The sequence below is a fragment of the Intrasporangium oryzae NRRL B-24470 genome, from assembly GCF_000576595.1.
GTDB classification, from domain to species: domain Bacteria; phylum Actinomycetota; class Actinomycetes; order Actinomycetales; family Dermatophilaceae; genus Intrasporangium_C; species Intrasporangium_C oryzae.
The window spans coordinates 75,705-97,476 of record NZ_AWSA01000003.1 but is presented as its reverse complement, the minus strand read 5'-3'; the positions used below and the strand labels follow the sequence as shown (position 1 = coordinate 97,476).

Genomic DNA, 21,772 nt, shown 5'->3' with positions numbered 1-21,772 from the left:
GAAGGCGTATGCCGCCGGGCCGGGCCCGGCGGCATACGCCTCACTTCTCGGGTGGTCGAGCGGGCTCGGTCAGCAGCCCGTCGCGGGAGCGCGGAACCCGGGGAACGGGTTGAGGTCGCCCATCAGGGTGTAGCGGCCGCCCGGGCTGGTCTGGTTCGGCTCGGAGCCCGTCGCGTTCGACGGAAGGCGGAGGAACCAGGGCAGGAGCGCCTCGTCCTCGGGGTGGTAGGCGCCGTCGGCGCTCACCGTGCCATTGGGGTTCGGGCCCTGGGCGAAGGTGTTCGTGCCCATCGCGAAGCCGATGCCGACGACCGGGTCACCGGTCTCGAGGACCCCGGTGCAGCCGTACTGCGGCGCGGTCGGCGTCAGCCACGGGTTGACCGTGTTGTTGACGAACGGGTCGTCCGCCCACTCGGCGATCTCGTGGCTGATGGCGTGGATGTCCTGCAGCGCCCAGTTCACGCCGCCGTTCGCCCGCGAGTAGAAGCCGGGACGGACGTACGACGCCCAGGCGAAGGTCTGGACCGGGGCGTTGCCCTGCGTCTTGCCGTTGCCGAGCCGGTCGCCGGCGGCCTTGGTCCCGTGGTAGCCGATGATGCAGCAGTCACCGAGCGACTTGCCGGTGTGGAGGAAGACGTTGTCGGTCAGGTAGAGCGGCAGGTGCGTCGGGTCGGCCGACGTCTCGAGGTTGTTGATCTGCGAGGACCACCAGCCCACGTCGATGCTCGCGCCGACGACGCCGCGGCCGCTCTGGATGAGGCCGCCCTGGTTCGACGGGACGGTGATCGTCACCGGTGCGGTCACGTTCGGGTGCAGCCGCAGGTGGTAGGTGCTGGAACCCGTCTTCGCGAACTGCGCCCGCATCGTCGCGTCCTGCAGCTGGAGCTGCTGGCCGGCATCCTGCTGGGAGAGCGCGCCGCCCGCGCCCCTCGTCGAGTTCGACTGCGTCGCAGCGGGCGTCGAGCCGTAGTCGTTCGTCGCGAACTGCGGCGAGTCGAGCGTCGCGGCGAGGACGTCGGAGCCGTCGAGCGTCAGACCTCCCACGACGACCTTGATCGGCGTGATGTCGACCTGGATCGTCGTGTCGCAGTCGGCGCCGGAGCACGTGCTCGGGTCGGCCCCGACCATGTTGTAGCCGTAGGTGACGCCGTTGCTCGGATCAGTCGTCTGGCCGTGCCAGTGGGCGATCGTCTTCGTCGTCGGCAGGACGGTGGCCCCGCCGATGGTGACCGACTTCGCCTGGAGGTCGGCGTCGTTGACGAGCTGCGGCTCCGACGTCAGCGCGACGGCGTGCGCCGTCGTGCCGAGCGCCGCAACCATCGCCGACGCGATCACGAAGGCGGTTGCGTATTTGGGTACACGCATGGAGTGATCAACCCTTCCCGGGTTCTCGAGGTGGTGGCTTCCCCTGCCAAGGTGGAATGTAGCCGTGTGGACCGTTCGCGGGGGGTTTACCCGGATTGGTGCGTCCTAACCAATTTCGTTGCGACACAGTGCTATTCAGGGGTCGTTCAGCCGTGATGCAGGCCATGCACGGCTGTCGTGGAGCGGGCTCCCAGCGTTCTGGCAGGTTCGGGGCGGACCCGGCGACCGGCTACGTTGGGCGGGTGCACACCGAAGAGGTCCTCACCCTGCTCAAGGACGTCGCCGCAGAGGTCATCACCCCCCGGTTCCGGGCTCTCGCCGACGGCGAGATCCACGAGAAGAACCCGGGCGACCTTGTCACCGTGGCCGACCACGAGGCCGAGGTGCTCATCACGAGGGCACTCACCGCGGCCTATCCCGACGCGGTCGTCCTCGGCGAGGAGGCCCATTCCGCGGACCCGAGCCTCATGGCCCGCTACGCCGCCGCCGAGCACGCCTTCACCGTCGACCCGGTCGACGGCACGAAGAACTTCGTCCACGGTTCGGCCGACCACGCCGTCATGATGAGCGAGACCCGCGGCGGCGAGGCCGTGCGCGCCTGGATCTGGCAGCCGCAGCACGAGGCCGCCTGGGTCGCCGAGCGGGGCGCAGGCGCCTTCCGCAACGGCGAGCGCGTCACCCGGCAGGCCCCCGGCGACGTCGCCGCACTGCGCGGGCGCACCTCGCGGCGCTCCTGGATCGGGCAGTCGCTCGCCGGCCTTGAGCCCATGGCGCTGACCTGGGTCTCGTGCGGGATCGACTACCCGAAGATCGTCGAGGGCGAGGCGGACTACATCCTCTACCGAGGTGCCGCCCCGTGGGACCACGTCCCCGGCTCCCTCATCCTCTCCGAGGCGGGCGGACTCGTCGGCACCCTCGACGGGCAGCCCTACCGTCCCCGCGACACGGCGCCCCGCGGCCTGCTCGCCGCGGCCAGCCCGGCGGCATACGACGTCGTATGCCGCTCACTCGCCTCGAGCGCCCACCTGCGCTGACGCGCGTCAGCGCAGGACGATCCCGAAGTGCTCGTCGAGGGCGGCGGCGACCTCCGACGGGTCGAGCTCTCGCTCGGTCCGTCCCGATGCCGTGGTCGTGATGAGCCGCTCCCCGCTCAGCGTGACGCGCCCGGTCGGGGTGGCGACCGAGGCGACGCGCTTCTGGGTGAAGTGGCTCTCGGGTGACGTCTGCTGCCACTCGTTCCTCGCGGCGAAGTCCTCGAGGACGTGGGGTGTCGTCGTGAACACGTAGGTCGGGTGCCAGCCGTCGCCGGCGTCCTCGCGGTAGGTCCACTCGCCGACCTCCTCGCCTGCGTCGCGGGTGACGAGGCCGACCCTCTTGGCGCCCTCGACCCGCGAGAACCCGTCGACCATCGGCAGCGGCTCGAGGAAGGCGTCACCGAATCCCACGTCGACGAGCTGTCGCTCGTCGAGCAGGGGGGAGCCGACGATGAGAGCGAGGTGGTCGTACTCCGGACTCAGCCGACCGTCGGAGCCGGCGACGCGGGCGGAGGCGAGTGACACGGCATACCCGAGGCTGCGCAGCAGCGCGGCGAAGAGGCCGTTGAGCTCGTAGCAGTAGCCCCCGCGACGGTCGGTGACGACCTTGCGCAGGAGGCTCGTCGTGTCGAGGCGGATCGGGCGTCCGCGCGCGATGTCGAGGTTCTCGAACGGGACGGCGAGCAGGTGCGCCCGGTGCAGGGAGGCCAGCGCGCCGAGCGTCGGCGCCTCGATGGCGAGCGTCCCGATCCGGGCGAGGTAGGCCGCCGACTCTGCAGGGGTCAGAGCCCGAGAGAGGCCGGTCGATGTCGTCTGGTCCACCTCGCCATCCTCCGACCTCAAGCCTCCTCGAGGTCAAGCCGCATCGATGTAAGGCCCTCCGCCCGGGTCAGTACCCGGCCTGGTCGAGGGTCTCGGTCGTCAGCTGTCGGCCGAGCTCGATCATCTCGGCGGCCCGGTGGAAGTCGAGCGTGCGCACCGCGTTGGACGGCACCGTGACGAGGATGTCGGGCGGGTTGCTCGCCATGCGGTAGCGGGAGATGAGCGCCGACATCGTCTCGAAGCTCATGTTGAGCAGCTCGAGGACGCTGATCTCGCTGTGCGTGGAGACGAGCAGCTCGGGCTGGGCGAGACCGGACGCGTCGACGGGGGAGTCGGTGGTGCCGGGGGCCGCAATCGGCGCCCTCTCGCCGGACACCAGCCCGGAGGCGCTCGCGAGGTCGTCGGCGAGCGCCGAGGTCACCTCGTGGTCGCGGCGGTGGACGCTGAGACGGCTCGTGATGGCCCGGAGTCGCTCGGACTCGAGGACCTCCGCCGTGCCGCGGCGCAACCGCAGCGCCCACTCCTCCCGGGGGCGCGGCTCGGAGGTCTCCTTGACGGGGGTCGCCGTGCCGGACGACGAGCGCATGCCGGAGAGGGAGATGGCGATCGTGACGTCGGCTGTGACGGCCGCCGTCGGCTCGATGGGGACGGGGTTGATCAGGCCACCGTCGACGAGGGTGCGGCCGTTGATCGTGATCGGTGTGATGACGCCGGGGATCGCGATCGAGGCTCGGATGGCGTGCTCCACCGGCCCGTGCTGGAACCAGACCTCGCGGCGCGCGTTGAGGTCGGTCGCGACGGCCGTGTAGGGGATGGGCAGGCTCTCGATCGTCGCGCCGTCGAGGATCTCGCCGACCTTGGCGATGACCCGGTCGGCACGGCTGACGCCGCCGACCTTCGTCAGGCTCACGTCGAGGAGGCGCCAGACCTCGCGCTGCGTCAGGCTGAGAGCCCACTCGGTGTAGGCGTCGAGCTTGCCCGCAGCCGCGACCCCGCCGACGAGGGCCCCCATCGACGTTCCCGCGATGGCGACGACCTCGATCCCGCGCTCGCGGAGCACCTGAAGGGCACCCACATGGGCGTAGCCCCGTGCGCCTCCCGAGCCGAGCACCACCGCTGCACGCACCCCGTCTGCCACGTCTCGAGCCTAACCGCAGGGGTCCGTCGCTCGGCACCGTCGGGCAGAACAAGGGACGGTCGGGAATAGAAGTACCCCCCAGGGGTATTTACAGGTCGTCGGTCCGCTGCAACCCGACCGGCACCCGAACCGCACTCGACCGCACTCGACCGCACTCGACCCGCCCAGACCCAAGGAGCACGGAGATGAGACTCAACCGCATGGCCGCCAGCGCCACCCTGCACTGCCTCACCGGCTGTGCCATCGGCGAGATCGCCGGCCTCATGATCGGCACCGCCCTCGGCTGGAGCGCGATGCGGACGATGGCCCTCGCCATCGGCCTCGCCTTCGTCTTCGGCTACGCGCTCTCGAGCCTCCCGCTCGTGCGCGGCGGCCTCTCGGTCCGCCGGGCGCTGACGCTCGTCCTCGCCGCGGACACCCTCTCGATCCTCACGATGGAGATCGTCGACAACGCCGTCGTCGCCGCCGTCCCGGGAGCCATGGACGCGGGACTCACCGAGCCCCTCTTCTGGATCGCGATGACGCTCGCGCTGGGCATCGCCTTCCTTGCCGCGTACCCGGTCAACGCCTACCTCCTCGCCCGTGGCAAGGGGCATGCGCTGACGCACGCGTTCCACGCCGGTCACGGCGACCACGCCGGTCACGCCGGTCACCACCACGGCGAGCACGACCACAGCCGGCACGCGCACGCGGCCGGCACGACTGAAGGGCACTGACATGGACACCAAGACCCTCGCAGCGGCGATCGCCGGCTTCCTCCTCGGCGGCCTCGTCGTCTCGACCGCAGCGCAGCTCGAACGCGCCGACGCCCCCACCCACGGGGCCGCCCCGACCGCCGTCGTCACCGACGCGCGGACCGGGCGCTGACCGCCCACCGAGCCCAGCGGCATACGGCATCACGGCCCGTATGCCGCTGGGCTCAGTCGCGCAGGTAGGCCACCTCGAGCGCCGCGAGGCGGTCCGGGTCGGCCAGCAGGTCGACGGCCACGATGAGGCCATGGTCGACGGTGAAGGCGAAGGCGACCTTGGGGGTCCCGCCGACCGACCAGAGCGCCCCCGGGGAGCCGTCGAGGAGGGCGAGCCGCGCCCCGCGCGCACGCCCCACGAACGTCTGGGCGACCGCCTCGGCACCCTCCGTGAGCGGCACCGAGCCCATGGCGACGGCGGCCGCGTCCGCGCGCACGACGACGTCGGGAGCGAGCAGCTCGAGCAGCCGGCCGAGGTCGCCGCCGCGCGAGGCCGCGAGGAAGGCCGCGACGACCTCGCGCGACGCGGGTGCGTCGGAACCGACCTCCGCCTCGCTGGTCTCCGTGCGCGCGGCCCCGTCGCCGTCGGAGGCGCGGACGCGGCGCCGGGCCCGGCTCGCGAGCTGCCTCGCGGCGGCGGGGGACCGGTCGACGATCGGCGCGATCTCCTCGAAGGGGACCCCGAAGAGGTCGTGCAGGACGAACGCGAGGCGCTCCGCGGGTGCGAGGGTGTCGAGCACGACGAGGAGAGCCACCCCGACCGAGTCGGCGAGCTCCGCCTCCGCGGCCGGGTCGGCGACGGTCGTCCCGCCAGGTCTCCGGTCGTCGCCCGAGAGTGCCGCGAGCTCCGCGTCCCAGGGGTCCTCGCGACGGGACGCGCGCGACCGCAGCATGTCGAGGCTGACCCTGGCGACGACCGTCGTGAGCCAGCCACCGAGGTTGACGACCTCGCTCGGGTCCGACCGGCTCAGCCGCAGCCAGGCCTCCTGGACGGCATCGTCGGCATCGGTGGCCGAACCGAGCATCCGGTGGGCCACCGCCCTCAGGTGCCCGCGGTGGCTCTCGAAGGCCTGGGCCAGCCACTCACCGTCGTCGAGGGGCCCTGGGTCCGGCTCGCTGTGGGGAGTCTTGTCGTCCACGTGTCACATCCTCCGCTCGGGATCCGTCATAGGCCTGACGAGCCCCACCGGCTCGATGTGACAGCGGCGGGACCGCCGCCGCGCTGACCCGAGGAGAACACCATGTCCAGCCTGACCGCGACCACCGTCAACACGGTCGTCTACCCCGTCACCGACCTCGCCGCCGCGAAGACCATCTTCACCCGGTTGCTCGCCGCCGAGCCGCACACCGACCAGCCGTACTACGTCGGCTGGAACGTCGGCGGCCAGGAGATCGCCCTCGACCCCAACGGTCACGCCAAGGGCCTGACCGGCCCGGTGCCGTACTGGCACGTCGACGACGTCCCGGCCCACGTCGCCGGGCTCGTCGAGGCGGGCGCCACGGTCCGCCAGCAGCCGACCGACGTCGGCGGCGGCAAGCTGACCGCGGTCCTCGCGGACCCCGACGGCAACGTCATCGGCCTCGTCCAGGCATGACCCAGCAGGCGGGTCGCCGAGCTCGGTGCACCGGGGTGTGCCGAGCTCGGCGCGCCGGGGCGCGGGCCGTCCGGCCTCAGCCGGTGTAGCCCTCGACGATGCCGGGAGCGCGCACCTGCGCCTCGTCGGGGTCGCCGCCGAACTCGCGCTTGGCGCGCCGCTGCCGCAGCAGGTCCCAGCACTGGTCGAGCTCGACCTCGACGCGCTTGAGCCGGGACTGCTCCTCGTCGGCAGAGATCGAGCCGTCCTGGAGGGCCGCGCGGAGCTGGTGCTCCTCGTCGATGAGCGCCTTGATGTGGTGCTGGATGGGGACGTCTTCAGCCATCCCGTCACTATGGCACGGCCGGTGGGATCACGCGCCGCCTCGACGGTCGAGGGAGATCCGCGGGCGCTGGTCCGCGCGCCGTCCCGCGCGTCTGCCCGCGCTCCTACGTCACTGCCCAGGAATGCTGGGCAGTGCCGTAGCGGGCGGGCACCCCCGGCTCTGGGCCCTGACGTCACGGCCCGACGCGGAGGTATCACCGATGCCGCTCGGGTCTCTGTCCTGCACGTGGTGGTGCGGGGCCCGGGCAGCCCGCCCCGCACCACTCTCCATCAGCGGAGTCCACCAGGTGAGTCCACAGGGGACGCCCGTGACAGCTGGGGCGGCTGGCCCGTCGAGGTACGTGAACCACCTCAGGCGGCCGGTGCCGGGACCGCGACGCTCGAGGGTGCGGGGAGCGGTTGTGTCGGGCACGTCGCGAGGACCCTGCGCATCGCGTCCCGCTCCGCGGCGGTGACCCAGAGGTGGTACTTCGCCTTCACCGCGACCTGGCGAGCGACATACGCACAGCGGTAGCCCTTGGCCGGCGGCAGCCACGTCGCCGTGTCGCCGTCGCCCTTGGCCTGGTTCGTCGGGCCGTCCACGGCGAGGAGGTTGAGGGGGTCGTTGGCCAGTGCTGCACGCGTCGCGTCCGAGAGCCCCTGGGCGCCCTTCTGCCACGCGTCCGACAGGGCGACGACGTGGTCGATCTGCACGGCCGCCGACGTGGACGCGCCCCGCACGAACTCGATGGTGCGGCCCGTGTAGGGGTCCTTCAGGGTCCCGCGCAGGACGACACAGCCGTGGGTGCCGGCTCTCACCTCGACGTGGGCGAGGTCGCGCCGGAGCACGTCGTTGCGGGTGTCGCACCCGTTGTGGTCGGTGTCGAGCCAGGCCTGGCCGAAGCGGTCCCGCTCGTACCCGGTCTGGGGCGCCCGGCCCTTCACGGTGAGGGTGGCGACGGTCGCGAGAGCGCTCCCCGCCGTGCCGGGTGAGGCTCCTGAAGGCGCGGTGGTCGGTGGGCCCGACGTCGGCGTCGAGGTCGGGGCGGCGGAGGAGGAGGAGGCGGCCTGCGTGGCTCCCCTGACCAGGTCCTCGAGCTGGGGGATGGCGCGACTGATCGACGGGGTGGCGAGCGCAGCGCCGAGCAGGACGGCGATGAACACGAGGCGCAGGCGGGACATGACGGCGGGGATCCTCCGGAATCCGTGGGCAGGGTCGGGCGGGCCCCCCGACCGTAGGGCACCCCGCCCCCGTCCGACCGCCACCCACCCCGCGAGTCGATGTATCCCGCGGTCACCCGTGACCGCGGGATACATCGACTCGGGATCTGGGGGTGCGGATGGGGGTGGGTGTAGGGCGATCAGGTGGTGGCGGTCGCGATCACCGTGCCGGTGTCGGTGCGCACCTCGACCCGGCTGATCTGCTCGGGAGACAGGGCGGTGGCGCCGGTGACCGTCGTGTAGTCCGCCTCGGTCGCCCTCCACGAGGCCACCGGTCGGGCCGTGCCCTGGGCGTCCACGACCCAGAGGAGCAGCTGCCCGGTCGTGGGCATGTTCGTGCAGGCGATGTCGACCTGAGTCCCCCAGCCGCGCGTCACCAGGGCGATGTCGACCTTGGCCGCGGAGCCGGAGGCGGCGGCAGCCGTGTAGTGGGTCGCCGAAGGGCTCGTCGTGCCCAGGCGCGGTCCGACCCAGGCCCCGGCAGCGAAGAGCAGCACGGCCGCGGCGGCCGCGGCCGCGGCGAGCCACCGACGGGTGCGCCGCCGCTGGCGGGCCGCCTCGTCCAGGAGATGGGCGAGCTGCGGGGAGCCCTGGGGAGAACCCATCGACGAGCCCATCGACCAACCCGTCGACGAGCCCATCGACGAGCCCGCCCAGGACCCGACCGAGGAGCCCGGCCCGCCCCCGAGCGGGCCGGGAGCCCCAGGCTCCGTCTCACCGGTGATGTACGGGCCGCCGCCCGGACCGGCGAGGTCGAGCAGGCGGGGGAGCCCCGAGACCTGGCCCAGCTCGTCCTTGCACGCCTGGCAGCTGCGGAGGTGCTCGGTGAAGGCCCCGTGGTCCTCGTCGGAGAGTCCCCCGAGGACGAACGCGCCGAGGAGCACGTGCGGGTCGTCGGGCGCGGTGGTCATCTCGTCACTCCCATCTCGTCGAGGATGACGCGCAGGTTGCGCACGGCGTAGAAGGCGCGCGACTTGACGGTGCCCTCGGGCACGCCGAGACGGTCCGAGGCCTCTGCGACGGAGAGCCGTTCGTAGTAGAGGCACCGGACGATGTCCCGGTGGTTCGGCTGGAGCCGGCCGAGGGCCTCCTCGACGAGCACCTGGTCGAGGGCCCGGTCGATCGCCGACTCCTCCTCGCCGATGTCGACGAGACGGGCCTGCTGGGGCCGGCGGACCGCGGCGCGGTGCTGGTCGACGATGAGGTGCCGGGCGGTGGCGATGAGGTAGGCACGCAGGCTGTCCACCTCGGGGGCCTGCCTCCAGACGCGGAGGATGACCTCCTGGACGATGTCGTCGACGCGGTCCGGGTCGCTCGTCGCTCGCCAGACGACCCGGCGCAGCATCGGCCCGTGCTCGCGGTAGATGGCCGCGACCGCCTCGTCGTCGAGTGGCATGGCCCGCCCTCCTTCCGCGTCCGAGCGTGTCAGGTCTCCATGCACGAGGACGTCCGGACGCCCCTGACGGTTCACCCGTCGCCGCACTGAACCACGGTGCGCCGGATGGCGTCCTCGGGTGGGGAACGTCGAACGACGTGAGGACCGACGGCTCGCCAAGCGCAACCGGGTCCGTCCCACGACCTCAGGAGGTCACCATGCGTCCCATCCGTGTACTCGCCCCGGCCACGGCCGCGGTGGGCCTCGCACTGTTCGCAGCGTGCGGGTCGTCGTCAGGCAGCGGCTACGGGTCCGCAGCGACTCCGGCAGCACTCAACACCGCTGCCTCGTCGGCGGCCGCGAACGCGTCGGGGGAGGTGACCGGGCTGACGACCTCGACGACCGCCCTCGGTACGTTCGTCACCGACAACCGTGGCATGACGCTCTACGTCTTCGACAAGGACGCGAAGGGGGCCACGGTCAGCGCGTGCACCGGCGGGTGCCTGGCCCTGTGGCCGGTCGCGCTCGCCGGGAGCACCATGCCGACCCTGACCGGCGTGACCGGGAAGGTGTCGACGATCCCGACGCCCGACGGCAGGAAGCAGCTGGCCCTCGACGGCCGCCCGCTCTACCACTACGTCAAGGACACGACGGCGGGCAGCACGTCCGGTCAGGGGATCCTCGGCATCTGGTGGGTCGTCGACCCGACCGGCGGCGCGATCAAGAACACCTCGGGCGGGACGCGCGGCGGGTACTGATCTCGCCACGCCGGTCAGGCCCGAGGGTATGCCGCTCGGCGCGCTCGCGACCTACCGTGACCTCATGTCCACCGGAGCGTCCGACGAGCTCGACCCCCACCCGGTCACCGGCGCGCACTTCCTCTCGCCCGTGCCGCCGGGGACCGGGTGGCCCGGTGATCCCGCGACTGCGGACACGCCCGTGGCCCGCACCGAAGCGCAAGTGCGCCGGCTCGCGAAGGGTGCGAGCGGCATACGTGAGCTCGATGCGCGGGTGTCCGTGTGCCGGGCCTGCCCGCGCCTCGTCGACTGGCGCGAGACCGTCGCGACCCAGGGGCGGCGGGCGGCCTTCGCCGACCAGCCGTACTGGGGGAGGCCCGGTCCGTCGTTCGGCGACCCGGAGGCGGCCGTCCTCGTCGTCGGGCTCGCGCCGGCGGCCAACGGCACGAACCGGACCGGCCGGATGTTCACGGGGGACCGCTCCGGCGACTGGCTCTACGCCGCGCTCCACCGGGCGGGGTTCGCCAACCAGCCCACGTCGGTGGCCGCCGGCGACGGGCTCGAGCTGACCGGGCTGCGGATCGTGGCCGCGGTCCGGTGTGCGCCCCCGGCGAACCGGCCGACGACGCAGGAGAGGCTGACGTGCGCCCACTGGCTCGACCGCGACCTCGAGCTCGCCGAACCGCATCTGCGCTCGATGCTCGCGCTCGGGTCGATCGCGTGGGACGCCGCCCTCGGTTCGGCCCGGAGGCGCGGCTGGGACGTCCCGCGTCCCAAACCGCGCTTCGGGCACGGCGCGGAGGCGCTCCTGACGACCGCGGCGGGGCGGCCGGTCCGGCTCGTCGGCAGCTACCACGTGAGCCAGCAGAACACCTTCACGGGCAAGCTGACCGAGGCGATGCTCGACGACGTCCTCGCCCGTCTCTGAGCCCGGGTTCCCCTGAGAAGGGCCCCGTCGTATGCCGCCGGGCTCCGGAACCCGCGCACGCCGGCTCCCGCTGTGCTTGGCTGGCGAGCATGGGAAACGAGATCGAGGGCACGACCTGGCTCGTCGAGGAGATCGGCGGGACTCCGACCACCGGGCGCAAGCCCGAGCTCGCCTTCGGCGACGACGGGCGCCTCAGCGGCTCGACCGGCGTCAACCGGCTCATCGGGCAGTATGAGGTCGAGGGCGACGTCATCCGCTTCGGCAACGCCGGCTCGACGCGGATGGCCGGCCTGCCGGAGGCGATGGAGCAGGAGAGCCGCTTCCTCGCCGTCATCACCGGCGACGTCACGTACTCGCTCATGGGTGACCGGCTCGTCCTCGGGCCCGTCCCGGGCGGTGCCGTTCCGGCGGCGGTCCTCATGGAGCAGGCAGCGGTGCCGGTCGGTGAGCCGGTCGGTGAGGGAGCCGGTGAGCGGGTCGGTGAGCCGGTCGAGGGGCCAGCCCCCGGGCCTGCTGGCGGGCTGGCCTCCGGCGAGGGCGAGGCCCCGGGCCCGGCCTGAGGGAGGGTTGCAGGGGCGCCCCGAGCGGCGACTCCGAGCTAGCGTGGTGACATGGCCAACCAGCCGTCCAACCAGCCGTCCAGCCAGCCGTACTGGGAGAGTCCCGTCGAGCGGCAGATCCGCGAGGCGCAGGAGCGGGGCGACTTCGACGACCTTCCGGGAGCGGGCAAGCCCCTCGACCTCAGCGACAGCGGCGACCCCGACTGGTGGGTCAAGCGGATGGCGCGACGCGAGGGGATCGACCTGTCGGGGGCGCTGCCGGGCGCGCTCGGCCTGCGCAAGGAGGCGGCGGGCTTCCCCGAGTCACTCGCCGACGTCCGGCGCGAGGAGCAGGTCCGCGAGATCCTCACCGACTACAACCACCGCGTGCTCGCCGACCGACTGCGCCCCGCGGTCGGCAACCTGCCCCCGCTGCTGGCGAAGACCGTCGACGTCGACGACATGGTCGCGCAGTGGCGCGAGCTGCGCGCCGACCGGGCGGCCGAGGCGGCGGCGCGCCGCGCCTCGGAACAGCCGGTTCCTGCACAGGAGCCGCGCGCGAGCTGGTGGCGGCGCCTCACCGGCCGAGCCTGACGCGGCGACCCGGCCCAGCGGCATACGGGCGGACGGGCTCCAGTCACGCACTGGCTGCGGTTCGTCACACGGGCTGCGGTTGCCAGGGCAGCAGCTGACCCGAACCGCAGCCCTTGCGACACCTCGCGTCGCGGCTCAGGCCCCGTCGAGGACGAACGTGTCGCCCTGGACGAGCGGTGTCACGGTGCCGTCGGCGGCAATCCCGTCGATCTCGACATCGGGGCTGCCGATGACGATGTCGACGTGCGTTGCCGACTGGTTCTGGCCGGCGGCGACGCGCTCGTCCGGCGTGAGGTCGTTGGAGCCGGCGAACCCGAAGTTCCACCCGTTGCCCCAGGCGATGTGGGAGCCCACGTTCTCGTCGTAGAGCATGTCGTTGAAGACGAGGCCGCTGCGGCGGACGCGTGAGCCGCCGTCGACGATGGCGATCTCGCCGAGGTGGCGGGACCGCGGGATGCTCTCGAACTGCTCGTGGATCTCGCGCTCGCCCCGTTCGGCGCGTGCACCCGTCACCGTGCCGTCGCTCAGCTCGACCTCGAGCCCTTCGACGAGCGTCCCCGACGTCGCGAGGAAGAAGGGAGCGGTCGTGCGGGCCCGCCCCTCGGCCCGGCGCCAGTCCGGCGTGAGGAAGACCTCCTCCGTCGGCATGTTGGGGACGAACGTCGTCCCCTCGGCATTCGTGAGCTCCCCTCCGACCCAGCGCGACTCGGCGGCGACGCCGATGGTCAGGTCGGTGCCGGGGCCGCGATAGCGGATCCGGTCGAACGACCGCTCGTTGAGCAGGTTGCGGCGCAGGGCGAGGGCATCGAGGTGCTCACGCCAGGACCGGACCGGGTCGTCCTCGTCGAGCCGCATCGCCGTCGCCACGGCGTCCCAGAGGCGCGCCGTGTCGGGGACGCCGAGGATGCTCTCGGCCCAGCCCGGGGTCGGCGCGCCGACGACGGTCCACGCGATCTCGGACGCGGACGTCAGTGGGAGGAACTCGCGCACCTGGTCGAGCTTGGTCGACCGGACCAGGCGCGCCGGGTCGAGGCCGTCCATGAGGCGCGGGTTGGGGTTGCCGGTGAGGGCGATGACGGCGGGCCGGTCCTCCTTCATGGCCCGGATGCCCTCGACCTCCCACGGGAGCGAGCGGCCGAGCCACTCGTCGGGGGCGTGCTCCACCTCGGCCCGCTGGAGGTGCCGGTCGACGTACGTGATGGTCACCTTGCTCGCGCCCACGCGGTACGCCTCGAGGGCGAGAGCCCGGGCCGTGTCGGCCTGCTCGGGCTCGCCCCGGATCTCGACGCGCTGTCCGGGCTGGACGTTGACGCCGATCCGGATGACGAGGCGTGCGTAGGCCTCGAGCAGGTGGTCGAAGGGCTCGGTCACGGTCGCGGCCTCTCTGCGCGGGGTCGGGGACACCGACGCTACGCCGGTTGCCCTGCGCGGAGGCGGGATCGGGTGCCCCGCATGCGCCCGCCGCGCGGTCAGGCCTGGTGTGCGCCGAACGAGTGCACGAGGTCGACGAGGTCGGCGACCGAGTCGACGACGCGGCTCGGCCGGTAGGGAAAGCGCTCGATCTGGTGCTGCTTCGTCGAGCCGGTGAGCACGAGGACGGTCCGCAGACCCGCTTCGAGCCCGGAGATGATGTCGGTGTCCATCCGGTCGCCGACCATGACCGTCGTCTCCGAGTGCGCATCGAGCCGGTTGAGGGCGCTGCGCATCATGAGCGGGTTCGGTTTGCCGACGAAGTACGGTTGGCGGCCCGTCGCCGTGCTGATGAGGGCGGCGACCGACCCGGTCGCGGGCAGCGTGCCGGCGGGGCTGGGGCCGCTCGGGTCGGGGTTGGTCGCGATGAACCTCGCGCCCTGCTCGATGAGCCGGATCGCCCGGGTGATCGACTCGAAGGAGTAGGTCCGCGTCTCGCCGAGGACGACATAGTCGGGATCGCGCTCGGTCATGACGAAGCCCACGTCGTGCATCGCCGTCACGAGTCCGGCCTCCCCGACGACGTAGGCGGAGCCGCCCGGCCGCTGGTCGCCGAGGAACTGGGCGGTGGCCAGGGCGGAGGTCCAGATCGCCGCCTCGGGGACGTCGATCCCGCTGGCGAGGAGCCGGGCGCGCAGGTCCCGCGGGGTGAAGATCGAGTTGTTGGTGAGCACGAGGAACTGCCTCCCCGACTCGCGCAGCGCGGTGATGAACTCAGCCGCGCCGGGGATGGCGTCCTCCTCGTGGACGAGCACGCCGTCCATGTCGGTCAGCCAGGTCTCGATGGGTCGGTGCTCGGCCATGGGCCCCATTCTGGTGGTCGGAAGGTCCGGCTGTCCGAAACGCGCCTTCGCCACGTCGCCCCCGTCCTGCGGGTCCGGGGGTCGAGAAGCCCGATTCTCGTCGAGGCGTCCGAAGCGCCCCTACGGAGCGACCCAGACTGCTCCCAGTCGGATGGGGCACCCTTTCCCGGTGCAGACCCTCATCGTGCTCATGGCCACGTATGGCCTCTTCCTGATCGTCGCCGGGGCCGCTTTCGCCTGGCTCCGCGCGGGGTGGACCGACCGGACCCGGATGGTCGTGGCCGGCGTGGTTGCCCTCGTGGCGGTCGGCGTCCTGATCAAGGCGGGCTCGATGCTGTGGACCGACCCGCGGCCGTTCGTCGTCGACGGCCGGCCGCCGATGATCGCGCACCCGGCGGACAACGGGTTCCCGTCCGACCACTCCGCGATGGCGGCCGTCGTCGCCGGGACCGTGCTGTGGTGGCGCCGCCGCCTGGGGCTCGCCCTGCTCGTGCTCGCCGTCCTCGTGGCGGCGTCGAGGGTGGCGGCCCGGGTGCACCACGTCCCGGACGTGACGGCCGGGCTCGCCTTCGGGCTCGTCGCCGCGGCGGTCGGCGTCATCGTGTCAGGGCTGCTCGTCTCGCGCTCGTGGTGGCCGGTCCGAGACCGGGCGGCCAAGCGCTCGGTCGACGGCTCGGCTGACGGCTCGGCCGCGCCCCAGACGTCGGCCTGAGCGGCAAGATCCTCCCGTCTCACAGCCGGGGGGCGGGGATGCTGTGGTTCGCTGGTCCCGTGCGGCCGACGCACCTCGTCCCCGTCCGAGTGAGCCAGGAGGACCAGTGAAGCTCGTCCAGGTTGCCCAGCGCGCGGAGGACCTCGCCCGGGCCTCCGGCTACTACGCCGACCTCCTCGGCCGCGAGCCGCTCGCGACGTACGACCCGCCGGGACTCGTCTTCTTCGACCTCGGGGGCGGCGTCCGGCTGTTGCTGGAGGTCGGTGCGCCGAGCGCGACCCTCTACCTCGCCGTCGACGACCTCGAGGCAACGGTCGAGCGGCTCCGCTCCGCCGGGAGCGTCGTCGAGAGCGGCCCGCACGTCATCTTCGGCCATGAGGACGACACGCTGGGGCCGGCCGGCACCGACGAGTGGCACGCCTTCGTCCGTGACAGCGAGGGCAACCTCGTCGGCCTGGTCGAGCAGCGCCCCAGGGCCTGACGCGAGAGGCGGTGCCCGGTGACCGGCCCGCTCGAGGACGAGACTGGGGGCGGAGTGTCGATCCAGCGGCCCGCCGTTCGTGTAGGGGGTGAGAGGCGCGCAGCCGGTGCGCCCCTCGACCACGACAGCGAACCGCCGGTCAGCCCGGCGAGGAGGAGGAAGACACCATGAAGACCTACCTGATCAGCCTGTTCTCACCGGACGGACCGGTGCCGCCCGAGGCCGAGCTCGCCCGGATCATGGCGGACCTCGAGGTCGTCAACGCGGACATCCGCGCGGCGGGCGGCTGGGTCTTCGCCGGCGGCCTCGCCGAGCAGGCCTCGGCGACCGTCGTCCGGGCCGGAGCAGACCCGCTCATGACGGACGGGCCGTTCGTCGAGTCGCGGGAGCACCTCGGTGGCCTGAGCATCGTCCAGTCCGACGACTACGACGTCGTCCTCGACTGGGCGACCCGGATCGCCAAGGCGACCGGCCTGCCCATCGAGGTCCGCCCGTTCCAGGACCAGGGTCGGCCCGGTCAGGCACCCACGACCCAGTGAGCCGGCAGGGAGCCCGTCCATGACCGACCGCACGGCCGTCACGAGCGACGAGATCGCACGGGTCTTCCGTGAGGAGCACGGGCGGGCCGTCGCCGTCCTCATCCGCGTCCTCGGTGACATCGACCTCGCCGAGGACGCGGTCCAGGACGCGTTCGCCGTCGCCGTGGAGCGCTGGCCCCTCAGTGGTATGCCGCCCAGCCCCGCCGGCTGGATCATCACGACCGCTCGTCGCCGAGCCATAGACCGGCTGCGCCGGGAGGCGAGCCGAGCCCAGCGGCATACGGAGTCGCTGCTGCTCCACGCGCCCGACCACCCGCGAGAGGAGGGACCCGTGCGTGACGAGCGACTGCGCCTGATCTTCACGTGCTGCCACCCGAGCCTCGCGCGGCCCGCGCAGGTCGCCCTGACCCTGCGCCTCCTCGGTGGGCTGACGACCGCCGAGATCGCCCGCGCCTTCCTCGTCCCGGAGGCGACCATGGCGCAGCGGATCGTGCGGGCCAAGGCCAAGATCCGTGACGCCGGCATCCCCTACCGGGTCCCGCGCGACGCGGACCTGCCCGACCGCCTCGGGGCGGTGCTCGCCGTCGTCTACCTCGTCTTCACCGAGGGGCACCTCGCGTCGGCGGGGGAGGACCTCGTGCGCCCCGACCTCTGCGCGGAAGCGATCCGGCTCGGTCGCGTCCTCGTCGACCTCATGCCCGACGAGCCCGAGGCGGCCGGCCTGCTCGCCCTCATGCTGCTCACCGAGGCCCGCCGTGCGGCTCGCACCGGGCCGGACGGCGAGCTCGTCGTCCTCTCCGACCAGGACCGGTCGCGCTGGGACGCCGACCTCGTCGCCGAAGGGCAGGCGCTCGTGCGAAAGTGCTTGCGCCGCAACGCTCCCGGGCCGTACCAGATCCAGGCAGCGGTCACCGCGGTTCATGCCGACGCGCTGTCGACCGCCGACACCGACTGGAGCCAGATCGTCGCGCTCTACGACCAGCTGCTCGCGCTCGCGCCGAGCCCTGTCGTCTCGCTCAACCGGGCGGTCGCCGTCGCCGAGCTGCGCGGTCCCGTGGACGCGCTCGTGCTCGTCGACGAGCTCGAGGCCGAGCTCGTCGGTTTCCACTCCTTCCACGCCGTGCGCGCCGACCTCCTGCGCCGGCTGGGTCGGGATGCCGAAGCGGCCGCCGCCTACGCGTCCGCCATCGCCCTGTGCGACAACGAGCCGGAGCGCCGGTTCCTCGCGGGCCGCCGCGAGGCACTGGGCTCGATGTCCTGAGTCACAGAACGGCGGGCTACATTGCGCGCATGACCGCAGGAACCGGAGCCGCCCCCCTCGACCTCGCCGCACCCTGGGGCGGGCGCAGCCAGGTCGCGGACCTCGACGGCCCGGTCCACTGGGTCGACTTCGGAGGGCCCGAGGGCGCCCCGGCCGTGGTCCTCGTGCACGGCCTCGGTGGGTCGCACCTCAACTGGGTCCAGATCGCCTCGCCGCTTGCCGACACCTACCGCGTCCGAGCCCTCGACCTCGCGGGCTTCGGTCTGACGCCCGGGCACGACCGCTCGACGACGGTCCACGCGAACGCCGAGCTTCTCGCCCGCTTCCTCGAGGAGGTCGTCGGCGCTCCGGCGATCCTCGTGGCCAACTCGATGGGCGGCATGGTCGCGCTCCTGCTCGCATCGGCTCGCCCAGACCTCGTCGACGGTCTCGCGCTCATCTCGCCGTCGCTGCCGACCGAGCGGCACCCGCCGGACCGCGGCGTCGCGCTCGCCTTCCTCGTCCAGGCGACCCCCTTCGTCGGCGAGCGCGTCGTCACGAACTTCGAGCGCCGGCTCACCGACCAGCAGCGGGTCTCCCGAACGGTCAACCTCTGCTTCGCGGACCCGACGAGGTCCGACGCCGGCGTCTTCGACGCGTCAGTCGCGCTGTCGGCCTACCGTCGCTCGCTGCAGGGGGTCGACGCCGGCTACGTCAAGGCGGCCCGCTCCCTCCTTCGCGTGCTGCGCGGCCCTGGACGGTATGCCGCTCTCATCCGTGGCGTGTCGAAGCCCGTCCTGCTCATCCACGGTGAGAAGGACCGGCTCGTGCCCGTGGGGGCCGCGCGCCGGGCCGCGGCCGACAACCCGGGATGGCGCACGGTCTTCCTCCCCGGGGTCGGTCACACCCCGCAGCTCGAGGTGCCGGACGTCGTCCTCGGGCACCTTCGGACCTGGCTGGCCGACACCGCCCCACCCGCCAAGTGAACGCGGCGTTCGGTCACGAACGCGCTGCCAGAACGCTGAGTCCAGAAACGAACGCTGCGTTCGGTCGGCGGGGTGGGCGCGGTCGGCGGGCTGACGGTGGTCAGAGGGCCGTCGCGGCAGGCAGGTGGGCCAGGGTGTTGCCCCAGGCCCGGGCCCGCTCGAGCTCGCCCTGCTCGAGCGGCCCCTTCGTGCCCTCGACCCAGAACGTCTCGCCGCGCTCGGTGCTGTCGAAGCCCCGGTCACGCAGGGCCTTGGCCGACATCTTGGCTGCCGACCCGGGGAGCATGTGGACGTGGACCCGGGTGTCGAACGTGATGACGGACAGCCCCGGGCGCACGCCCACGGCCTGGATCCACTCCCGGATCCCCGTCGTCGTCCCGAGCGGAGCGCCCTGGCTGATCGCGTCGGCCCGCGTGTTGGGCCGGCTCATGCCGAAGGCGTGCGTCGGACCGCCCACGATGAGCAGGGTGACATCGTCACCGAGCGTCGTCGGGGCGGCGTCGACGCTGACGAGACGCACGCCTTCGGGGTCCTCGGGGGCTCTGCCTTCACGCACGCCCTCGGCGATGGCGGCTGCGACGCGCTGGGTGTTGCCGAACATGGACTCGTGGACGATGAGGACAGACATCATGGGTTCCCTTCCTCTTTCACGGTAGGTCGGTGAGGGGGCGATCGGGGTCCAACGTGACCAACGAGATGCCCTGGGCTCGGGGCGCGCGCCGCCGCACCTCCGACCGGCTCCGGAGGGCCCGGATGGGCCCTACCCAGCCGGGACCCAGCCGGGATGGGGGACCATGGACGGGTGAGCTCCATCTTCGACAGCGTCTTCGGCCAGGTCCTCGCGGCCCCGGCCTGGCTCGTCTGCCTCATCGTCGGTCTCGTCGTCTTCGCCGAGGACGCCCTCTTCGTCGGGTTCGTCATCCCCGGGGAGACGGCGGCCATCCTCGGTGGGGTCGCGGCGAGCCTGGGCCACGTGCCCTACCCGGCCGTCCTCGTCGTGGTCATCGTCGCCGCGATCGTCGGCGACACCGTGGGGTTCGAGGTCGGCAAGCACGTCGGCCCGCGCATCCTCCAGATGCCCGTCCTGGCCAGGCACCAGGCCCGTCTGACCGGAGCCCAGGACTTCCTCGCCCGCCGAGGCGGCGCGGCGGTCTTCCTCGGCCGGTGGACGGCCTTCTTCCGGGCCGTCATGCCGGCGCTCGCGGGCACGTCCCGGATGCACTACCCGACCTTCCTCGCGTGGAACGCCGCCGGAGGGATCGCCTGGGGTGCCACCGTCGTGACGGTCGGCTACGTCGCCGGCAACTCCTACGCCCAGGTGGAGAAGTGGCTCGGCCGCGGCGTCGCGGTCGTCATCGCGGTCGTCGTCGTCGTGGCCCTCGTCATCTGGCAGGTGCGCCGGCACCGGACCGAGGAGGATCTCGACACCGCCGTCGACACCGCCGTGGAGGAGAGGGCTGCCGTCGACGAGCCGGGGGCGCTGGAGCACGATGCCGCTGTCGACGAGCCGGTCGGGGCGCACGCCGAGCGGGCCGCCCGGTCCGCCGCCGAACACACCAGGGAGGGCTGGGACCATGGACGCCAGTGACTGGGACGAGCGGTATGCCGCCCGCGACCTCGTGTGGTCGGCCGAGCCCAACCGCTTCGTCGCCGAGCTCGTGTCCCCGCTCACGCCCGGCACCGCGATCGACATCGCCGCGGGCGAGGGACGCAACGCGATCTGGCTCGCCGAGCAGGGCTGGCACGTCGTCGCCACCGACTACTCGCCCGTCGCCATCGAGCGCGCCCGGGCCCGGGCGCTCGAGGTGCTCGGCGAGAACGCGGGGCAGGTGACGGCCCGGGTCGCCGACGCCACGATGCCCGCGCCGGGCGGCCCGGCGGCATACGACCTCGCGGTGTTCTGCTACCTCCAGCTGCCCCGTGACGAGCTGCGGCGCGCCTTCCGTGAGGGTGTCAGCGCGGTCCGCCCCGGTGGGCACGTCGTCATCGTCGCCCACGCCGGACGCAACCTCGCCGAGGGCTGGGGCGGGCCGGGGGACCGGTCCGTGCTCTACGACCCCGACGAGGTCGTCGACGCGGTCGAGGACCTCCCCGTCGAGGTCGAGCGCGCCGAGATCCGGGTCCGTCCCGTCGAGACCGACGAGGGCCCCCGCGAGGCGCTCGACACGGTTGCCGTCCTGCGCCGTCGCTGACGCTCGGCCGGGCGGCCCCCGGGGTCAGGCGACCGGCTGCGGCACGTGCTCGTGGATGAAGGCGACGACGTCGCCGATGACCTCGTCCTGGTTGGTCTCGTTGAAGATCTCGTGGCGCGCGCCCGGGTAGGACTTCGCCGAGGAGTGGCGCCCCTTGAGGTCGCGCCAGCCGATGCGTGACCCCGCGATGGGGACGAGCCGGTCCTCCTCGCCGTGGATCCAGAGCAGCGGGTCGTCGACCGGCCCGCTGGCCCGGACGTTGCCCATGGCGTGCCGCAGCGACTCGAGCGTCGCACGCTTGAACGACCCGTGCCAGACGAGCTCGTCGTCGAGGTAGGCCTGCCCGACGGCGGGGTCGCGGCTGAGGACGGCTGGGTCGATCGGCACGTCGGGGATCACGTCGGCCGCGAGGAGGCCGTCGAGCGGCGCCCACGTCCCGATGACCGGCCCCGACAGGACGATGCACGCGAGCCCGTCGCCCCACCGCTGGGCGTAGCGCGCCGCGATGAGACCACCCATGGAGTGCCCGATGAGCACGAGGGGGAGGGTCGGGTGCTCGCCGCGGGCCAGGCCCTCGAGGAGGTGGACGTCCTCGCAGACGGTCTCGATGTCGTCGATGAGGGCGCGTTCGCCCTCGCTCCGGCCGTGGCCGACGTGGTCGACGGCGTAGACGACCGCCCCGTCGTCGACGAGGCGCCGGGCCACGTGGGCGTAGCGGCCGCAGTGCTCGCCGTAGCCGTGGACGATCAGGGCGATGTAGGTCGGGTCGCCACCGCTCGGTCCGTCCGCCCCGTCTGTGTCGCGCTGCCAGCGGCGCCCGACGATCGTTCCTTCGTGCCCCTCGAACTGGAGGTCGGTCTCGTCCATGGCCCCATCCTCACGCCCACGGCCGGACGGAACAGGGCTTTGGGACCTGCGCTTTTCGCCGGTGAGATGCGGCACCGCGTCCCGA

At 72.7% G+C, this 21,772-nt stretch carries 27 protein-coding genes; 15 read left to right on the top strand and 12 right to left on the bottom strand.

The window, feature by feature from the left end; translation table 11 throughout:
- Positions 1-69: 69 nt before the first annotated feature.
- A complete protein-coding gene (locus tag N865_RS02135) occupies positions 70-1,365 on the bottom strand; it encodes a hypothetical protein (RefSeq protein ID WP_034800985.1) in 1,296 nt (431 codons plus the stop codon).
- A gap of 242 nt (positions 1,366-1,607) precedes the next feature.
- Here N865_RS02135 and N865_RS02130 point away from each other — a divergent pair, with 242 nt between their 5' ends.
- Positions 1,608-2,399: an inositol monophosphatase family protein gene (locus tag N865_RS02130; RefSeq protein ID WP_034800982.1), complete on the top strand. Its 792-nt coding sequence runs from the start codon at positions 1,608-1,610 to the stop codon at positions 2,397-2,399.
- Positions 2,400-2,405: 6 nt separating this feature from the next.
- Here the strand turns inward: N865_RS02130 and N865_RS02125 are convergent, their stop codons facing one another.
- Both N865_RS02125 and N865_RS02120 read right to left on the bottom strand, forming a co-directional pair.
- Entirely contained in the window at positions 2,406-3,221 is an 816-nt protein-coding gene (locus N865_RS02125) for an arylamine N-acetyltransferase family protein (protein ID WP_051509893.1), read from the bottom strand.
- 67 nt (positions 3,222-3,288) lie between these two features.
- A complete protein-coding gene (locus tag N865_RS02120) occupies positions 3,289-4,359 on the bottom strand; it encodes a patatin-like phospholipase family protein (protein ID WP_034800980.1) in 1,071 nt (356 codons plus the stop codon).
- A gap of 185 nt (positions 4,360-4,544) precedes the next feature.
- Between N865_RS02120 and N865_RS02115 the strand changes: the two genes are divergently transcribed.
- Positions 4,545-5,075: a DUF4396 domain-containing protein gene (locus N865_RS02115; protein ID WP_211244832.1), complete on the top strand. Its 531-nt coding sequence runs from the start codon at positions 4,545-4,547 to the stop codon at positions 5,073-5,075.
- Between the two features lies 1 nt (position 5,076).
- A complete protein-coding gene (locus N865_RS22570; RefSeq protein ID WP_157557513.1) occupies positions 5,077-5,226 on the top strand; it encodes a hypothetical protein in 150 nt (49 codons plus the stop codon).
- Positions 5,227-5,278: 52 nt separating this feature from the next.
- Here N865_RS22570 and N865_RS02110 read toward each other — a convergent pair whose 3' ends face one another.
- The gene (locus tag N865_RS02110; protein ID WP_051509891.1) at positions 5,279-6,244 is read right to left on the bottom strand and encodes a sigma-70 family RNA polymerase sigma factor; all 966 of its coding nucleotides are present in this window, start codon (positions 6,242-6,244) and stop codon (positions 5,279-5,281) included.
- A 102-nt stretch (positions 6,245-6,346) separates the two neighbouring features.
- Here N865_RS02110 and N865_RS02105 point away from each other — a divergent pair, with 102 nt between their 5' ends.
- Positions 6,347-6,700 carry a VOC family protein gene (locus tag N865_RS02105; RefSeq protein ID WP_211244831.1) on the top strand — a complete coding sequence of 118 codons (354 nt, stop codon included), beginning with the start codon at positions 6,347-6,349 and terminating at the stop codon, positions 6,698-6,700.
- A gap of 76 nt (positions 6,701-6,776) precedes the next feature.
- On the opposite strand, the gene N865_RS02100 is transcribed toward N865_RS02105, so the two are convergent.
- From N865_RS02100 to N865_RS02085, 4 genes are all read right to left on the bottom strand, one after another.
- Positions 6,777-7,025: a DUF2630 family protein gene (locus tag N865_RS02100; RefSeq protein WP_034800978.1), complete on the bottom strand. Its 249-nt coding sequence runs from the start codon at positions 7,023-7,025 to the stop codon at positions 6,777-6,779.
- A gap of 350 nt (positions 7,026-7,375) precedes the next feature.
- Positions 7,376-8,185: an HNH endonuclease family protein gene (locus tag N865_RS02095; protein ID WP_051509889.1), complete on the bottom strand. Its 810-nt coding sequence runs from the start codon at positions 8,183-8,185 to the stop codon at positions 7,376-7,378.
- 179 nt (positions 8,186-8,364) lie between these two features.
- A complete protein-coding gene (locus N865_RS02090; RefSeq protein ID WP_034800976.1) occupies positions 8,365-9,135 on the bottom strand; it encodes a zf-HC2 domain-containing protein in 771 nt (256 codons plus the stop codon).
- Entirely contained in the window at positions 9,132-9,620 is a 489-nt protein-coding gene (locus tag N865_RS02085; RefSeq protein ID WP_034800974.1) for a sigma-70 family RNA polymerase sigma factor, read from the bottom strand. The genes N865_RS02090 and N865_RS02085 overlap by 4 nt, the downstream gene beginning before the upstream one ends.
- Positions 9,621-9,817: 197 nt before the next feature.
- On the opposite strand from N865_RS02085, the gene N865_RS02080 reads away from it, so the two are divergent.
- The 4 genes from N865_RS02080 to N865_RS02065 all read left to right on the top strand — a co-directional run bounded on the left by N865_RS02080 (position 9,818) and on the right by N865_RS02065 (position 12,397).
- Positions 9,818-10,357, top strand: coding sequence for a COG4315 family predicted lipoprotein (locus N865_RS02080; RefSeq protein WP_034800972.1), 540 nt, complete (start codon positions 9,818-9,820; stop codon positions 10,355-10,357).
- Between the two features lie 64 nt (positions 10,358-10,421).
- Entirely contained in the window at positions 10,422-11,264 is an 843-nt protein-coding gene (locus N865_RS02075) for a uracil-DNA glycosylase (RefSeq protein ID WP_034801136.1), read from the top strand.
- An 89-nt stretch (positions 11,265-11,353) separates the two neighbouring features.
- On the top strand, positions 11,354-11,824 hold the full coding sequence (locus N865_RS21500; protein ID WP_051509887.1) for an META domain-containing protein: 471 nt from the start codon (positions 11,354-11,356) through the stop codon (positions 11,822-11,824).
- A gap of 51 nt (positions 11,825-11,875) precedes the next feature.
- Positions 11,876-12,397, top strand: coding sequence for a DnaJ family domain-containing protein (locus tag N865_RS02065; protein ID WP_051509885.1), 522 nt, complete (start codon positions 11,876-11,878; stop codon positions 12,395-12,397).
- 135 nt (positions 12,398-12,532) lie between these two features.
- Here N865_RS02065 and N865_RS02060 read toward each other — a convergent pair whose 3' ends face one another.
- Both N865_RS02060 and N865_RS02055 read right to left on the bottom strand, forming a co-directional pair.
- Complete coding sequence (locus N865_RS02060; protein WP_051509883.1) at positions 12,533-13,768, bottom strand: aminopeptidase; 1,236 nt, start codon at positions 13,766-13,768, stop codon at positions 12,533-12,535.
- Between the two features lie 98 nt (positions 13,769-13,866).
- Positions 13,867-14,679, bottom strand: a complete 813-nt coding sequence (locus N865_RS02055) for an HAD-IIA family hydrolase (protein ID WP_407636735.1) — start codon at positions 14,677-14,679, stop codon at positions 13,867-13,869.
- A 160-nt stretch (positions 14,680-14,839) separates the two neighbouring features.
- Between N865_RS02055 and N865_RS21495 the strand changes: the two genes are divergently transcribed.
- From N865_RS21495 to N865_RS02030, 5 genes are all read left to right on the top strand, one after another.
- Positions 14,840-15,382: a phosphatase PAP2 family protein gene (locus N865_RS21495; protein WP_169735682.1), complete on the top strand. Its 543-nt coding sequence runs from the start codon at positions 14,840-14,842 to the stop codon at positions 15,380-15,382.
- A gap of 106 nt (positions 15,383-15,488) precedes the next feature.
- Entirely contained in the window at positions 15,489-15,863 is a 375-nt protein-coding gene (locus N865_RS02045) for a VOC family protein (protein WP_034800969.1), read from the top strand.
- Between the two features lie 167 nt (positions 15,864-16,030).
- Positions 16,031-16,402, top strand: a complete 372-nt coding sequence (locus tag N865_RS02040; RefSeq protein ID WP_034800968.1) for a YciI family protein — start codon at positions 16,031-16,033, stop codon at positions 16,400-16,402.
- A gap of 19 nt (positions 16,403-16,421) precedes the next feature.
- Positions 16,422-17,663 (top strand): RNA polymerase sigma factor, encoded by a 1,242-nt coding sequence (locus N865_RS02035; RefSeq protein WP_034800967.1) that lies wholly within the window; start codon positions 16,422-16,424, stop codon positions 17,661-17,663.
- 29 nt (positions 17,664-17,692) lie between these two features.
- Positions 17,693-18,628 carry an alpha/beta fold hydrolase gene (locus tag N865_RS02030; protein ID WP_034800966.1) on the top strand — a complete coding sequence of 312 codons (936 nt, stop codon included), beginning with the start codon at positions 17,693-17,695 and terminating at the stop codon, positions 18,626-18,628.
- Positions 18,629-18,728: 100 nt separating this feature from the next.
- Here the strand turns inward: N865_RS02030 and N865_RS02025 are convergent, their stop codons facing one another.
- The gene (locus tag N865_RS02025) at positions 18,729-19,259 is read right to left on the bottom strand and encodes a flavodoxin family protein (RefSeq protein WP_051509877.1); all 531 of its coding nucleotides are present in this window, start codon (positions 19,257-19,259) and stop codon (positions 18,729-18,731) included.
- A gap of 171 nt (positions 19,260-19,430) precedes the next feature.
- Between N865_RS02025 and N865_RS02020 the strand changes: the two genes are divergently transcribed.
- Both N865_RS02020 and N865_RS02015 read left to right on the top strand, forming a co-directional pair.
- Entirely contained in the window at positions 19,431-20,216 is a 786-nt protein-coding gene (locus N865_RS02020; protein WP_084327863.1) for a DedA family protein, read from the top strand.
- Positions 20,203-20,820, top strand: a complete 618-nt coding sequence (locus N865_RS02015) for a class I SAM-dependent methyltransferase (RefSeq protein ID WP_034800964.1) — start codon at positions 20,203-20,205, stop codon at positions 20,818-20,820. Before N865_RS02020 ends, N865_RS02015 begins: the two co-directional genes overlap by 14 nt.
- A gap of 24 nt (positions 20,821-20,844) precedes the next feature.
- Here N865_RS02015 and N865_RS02010 read toward each other — a convergent pair whose 3' ends face one another.
- Positions 20,845-21,687 carry an alpha/beta hydrolase gene (locus tag N865_RS02010; RefSeq protein ID WP_034800962.1) on the bottom strand — a complete coding sequence of 281 codons (843 nt, stop codon included), beginning with the start codon at positions 21,685-21,687 and terminating at the stop codon, positions 20,845-20,847.
- Positions 21,688-21,772 lie beyond the last annotated feature (85 nt).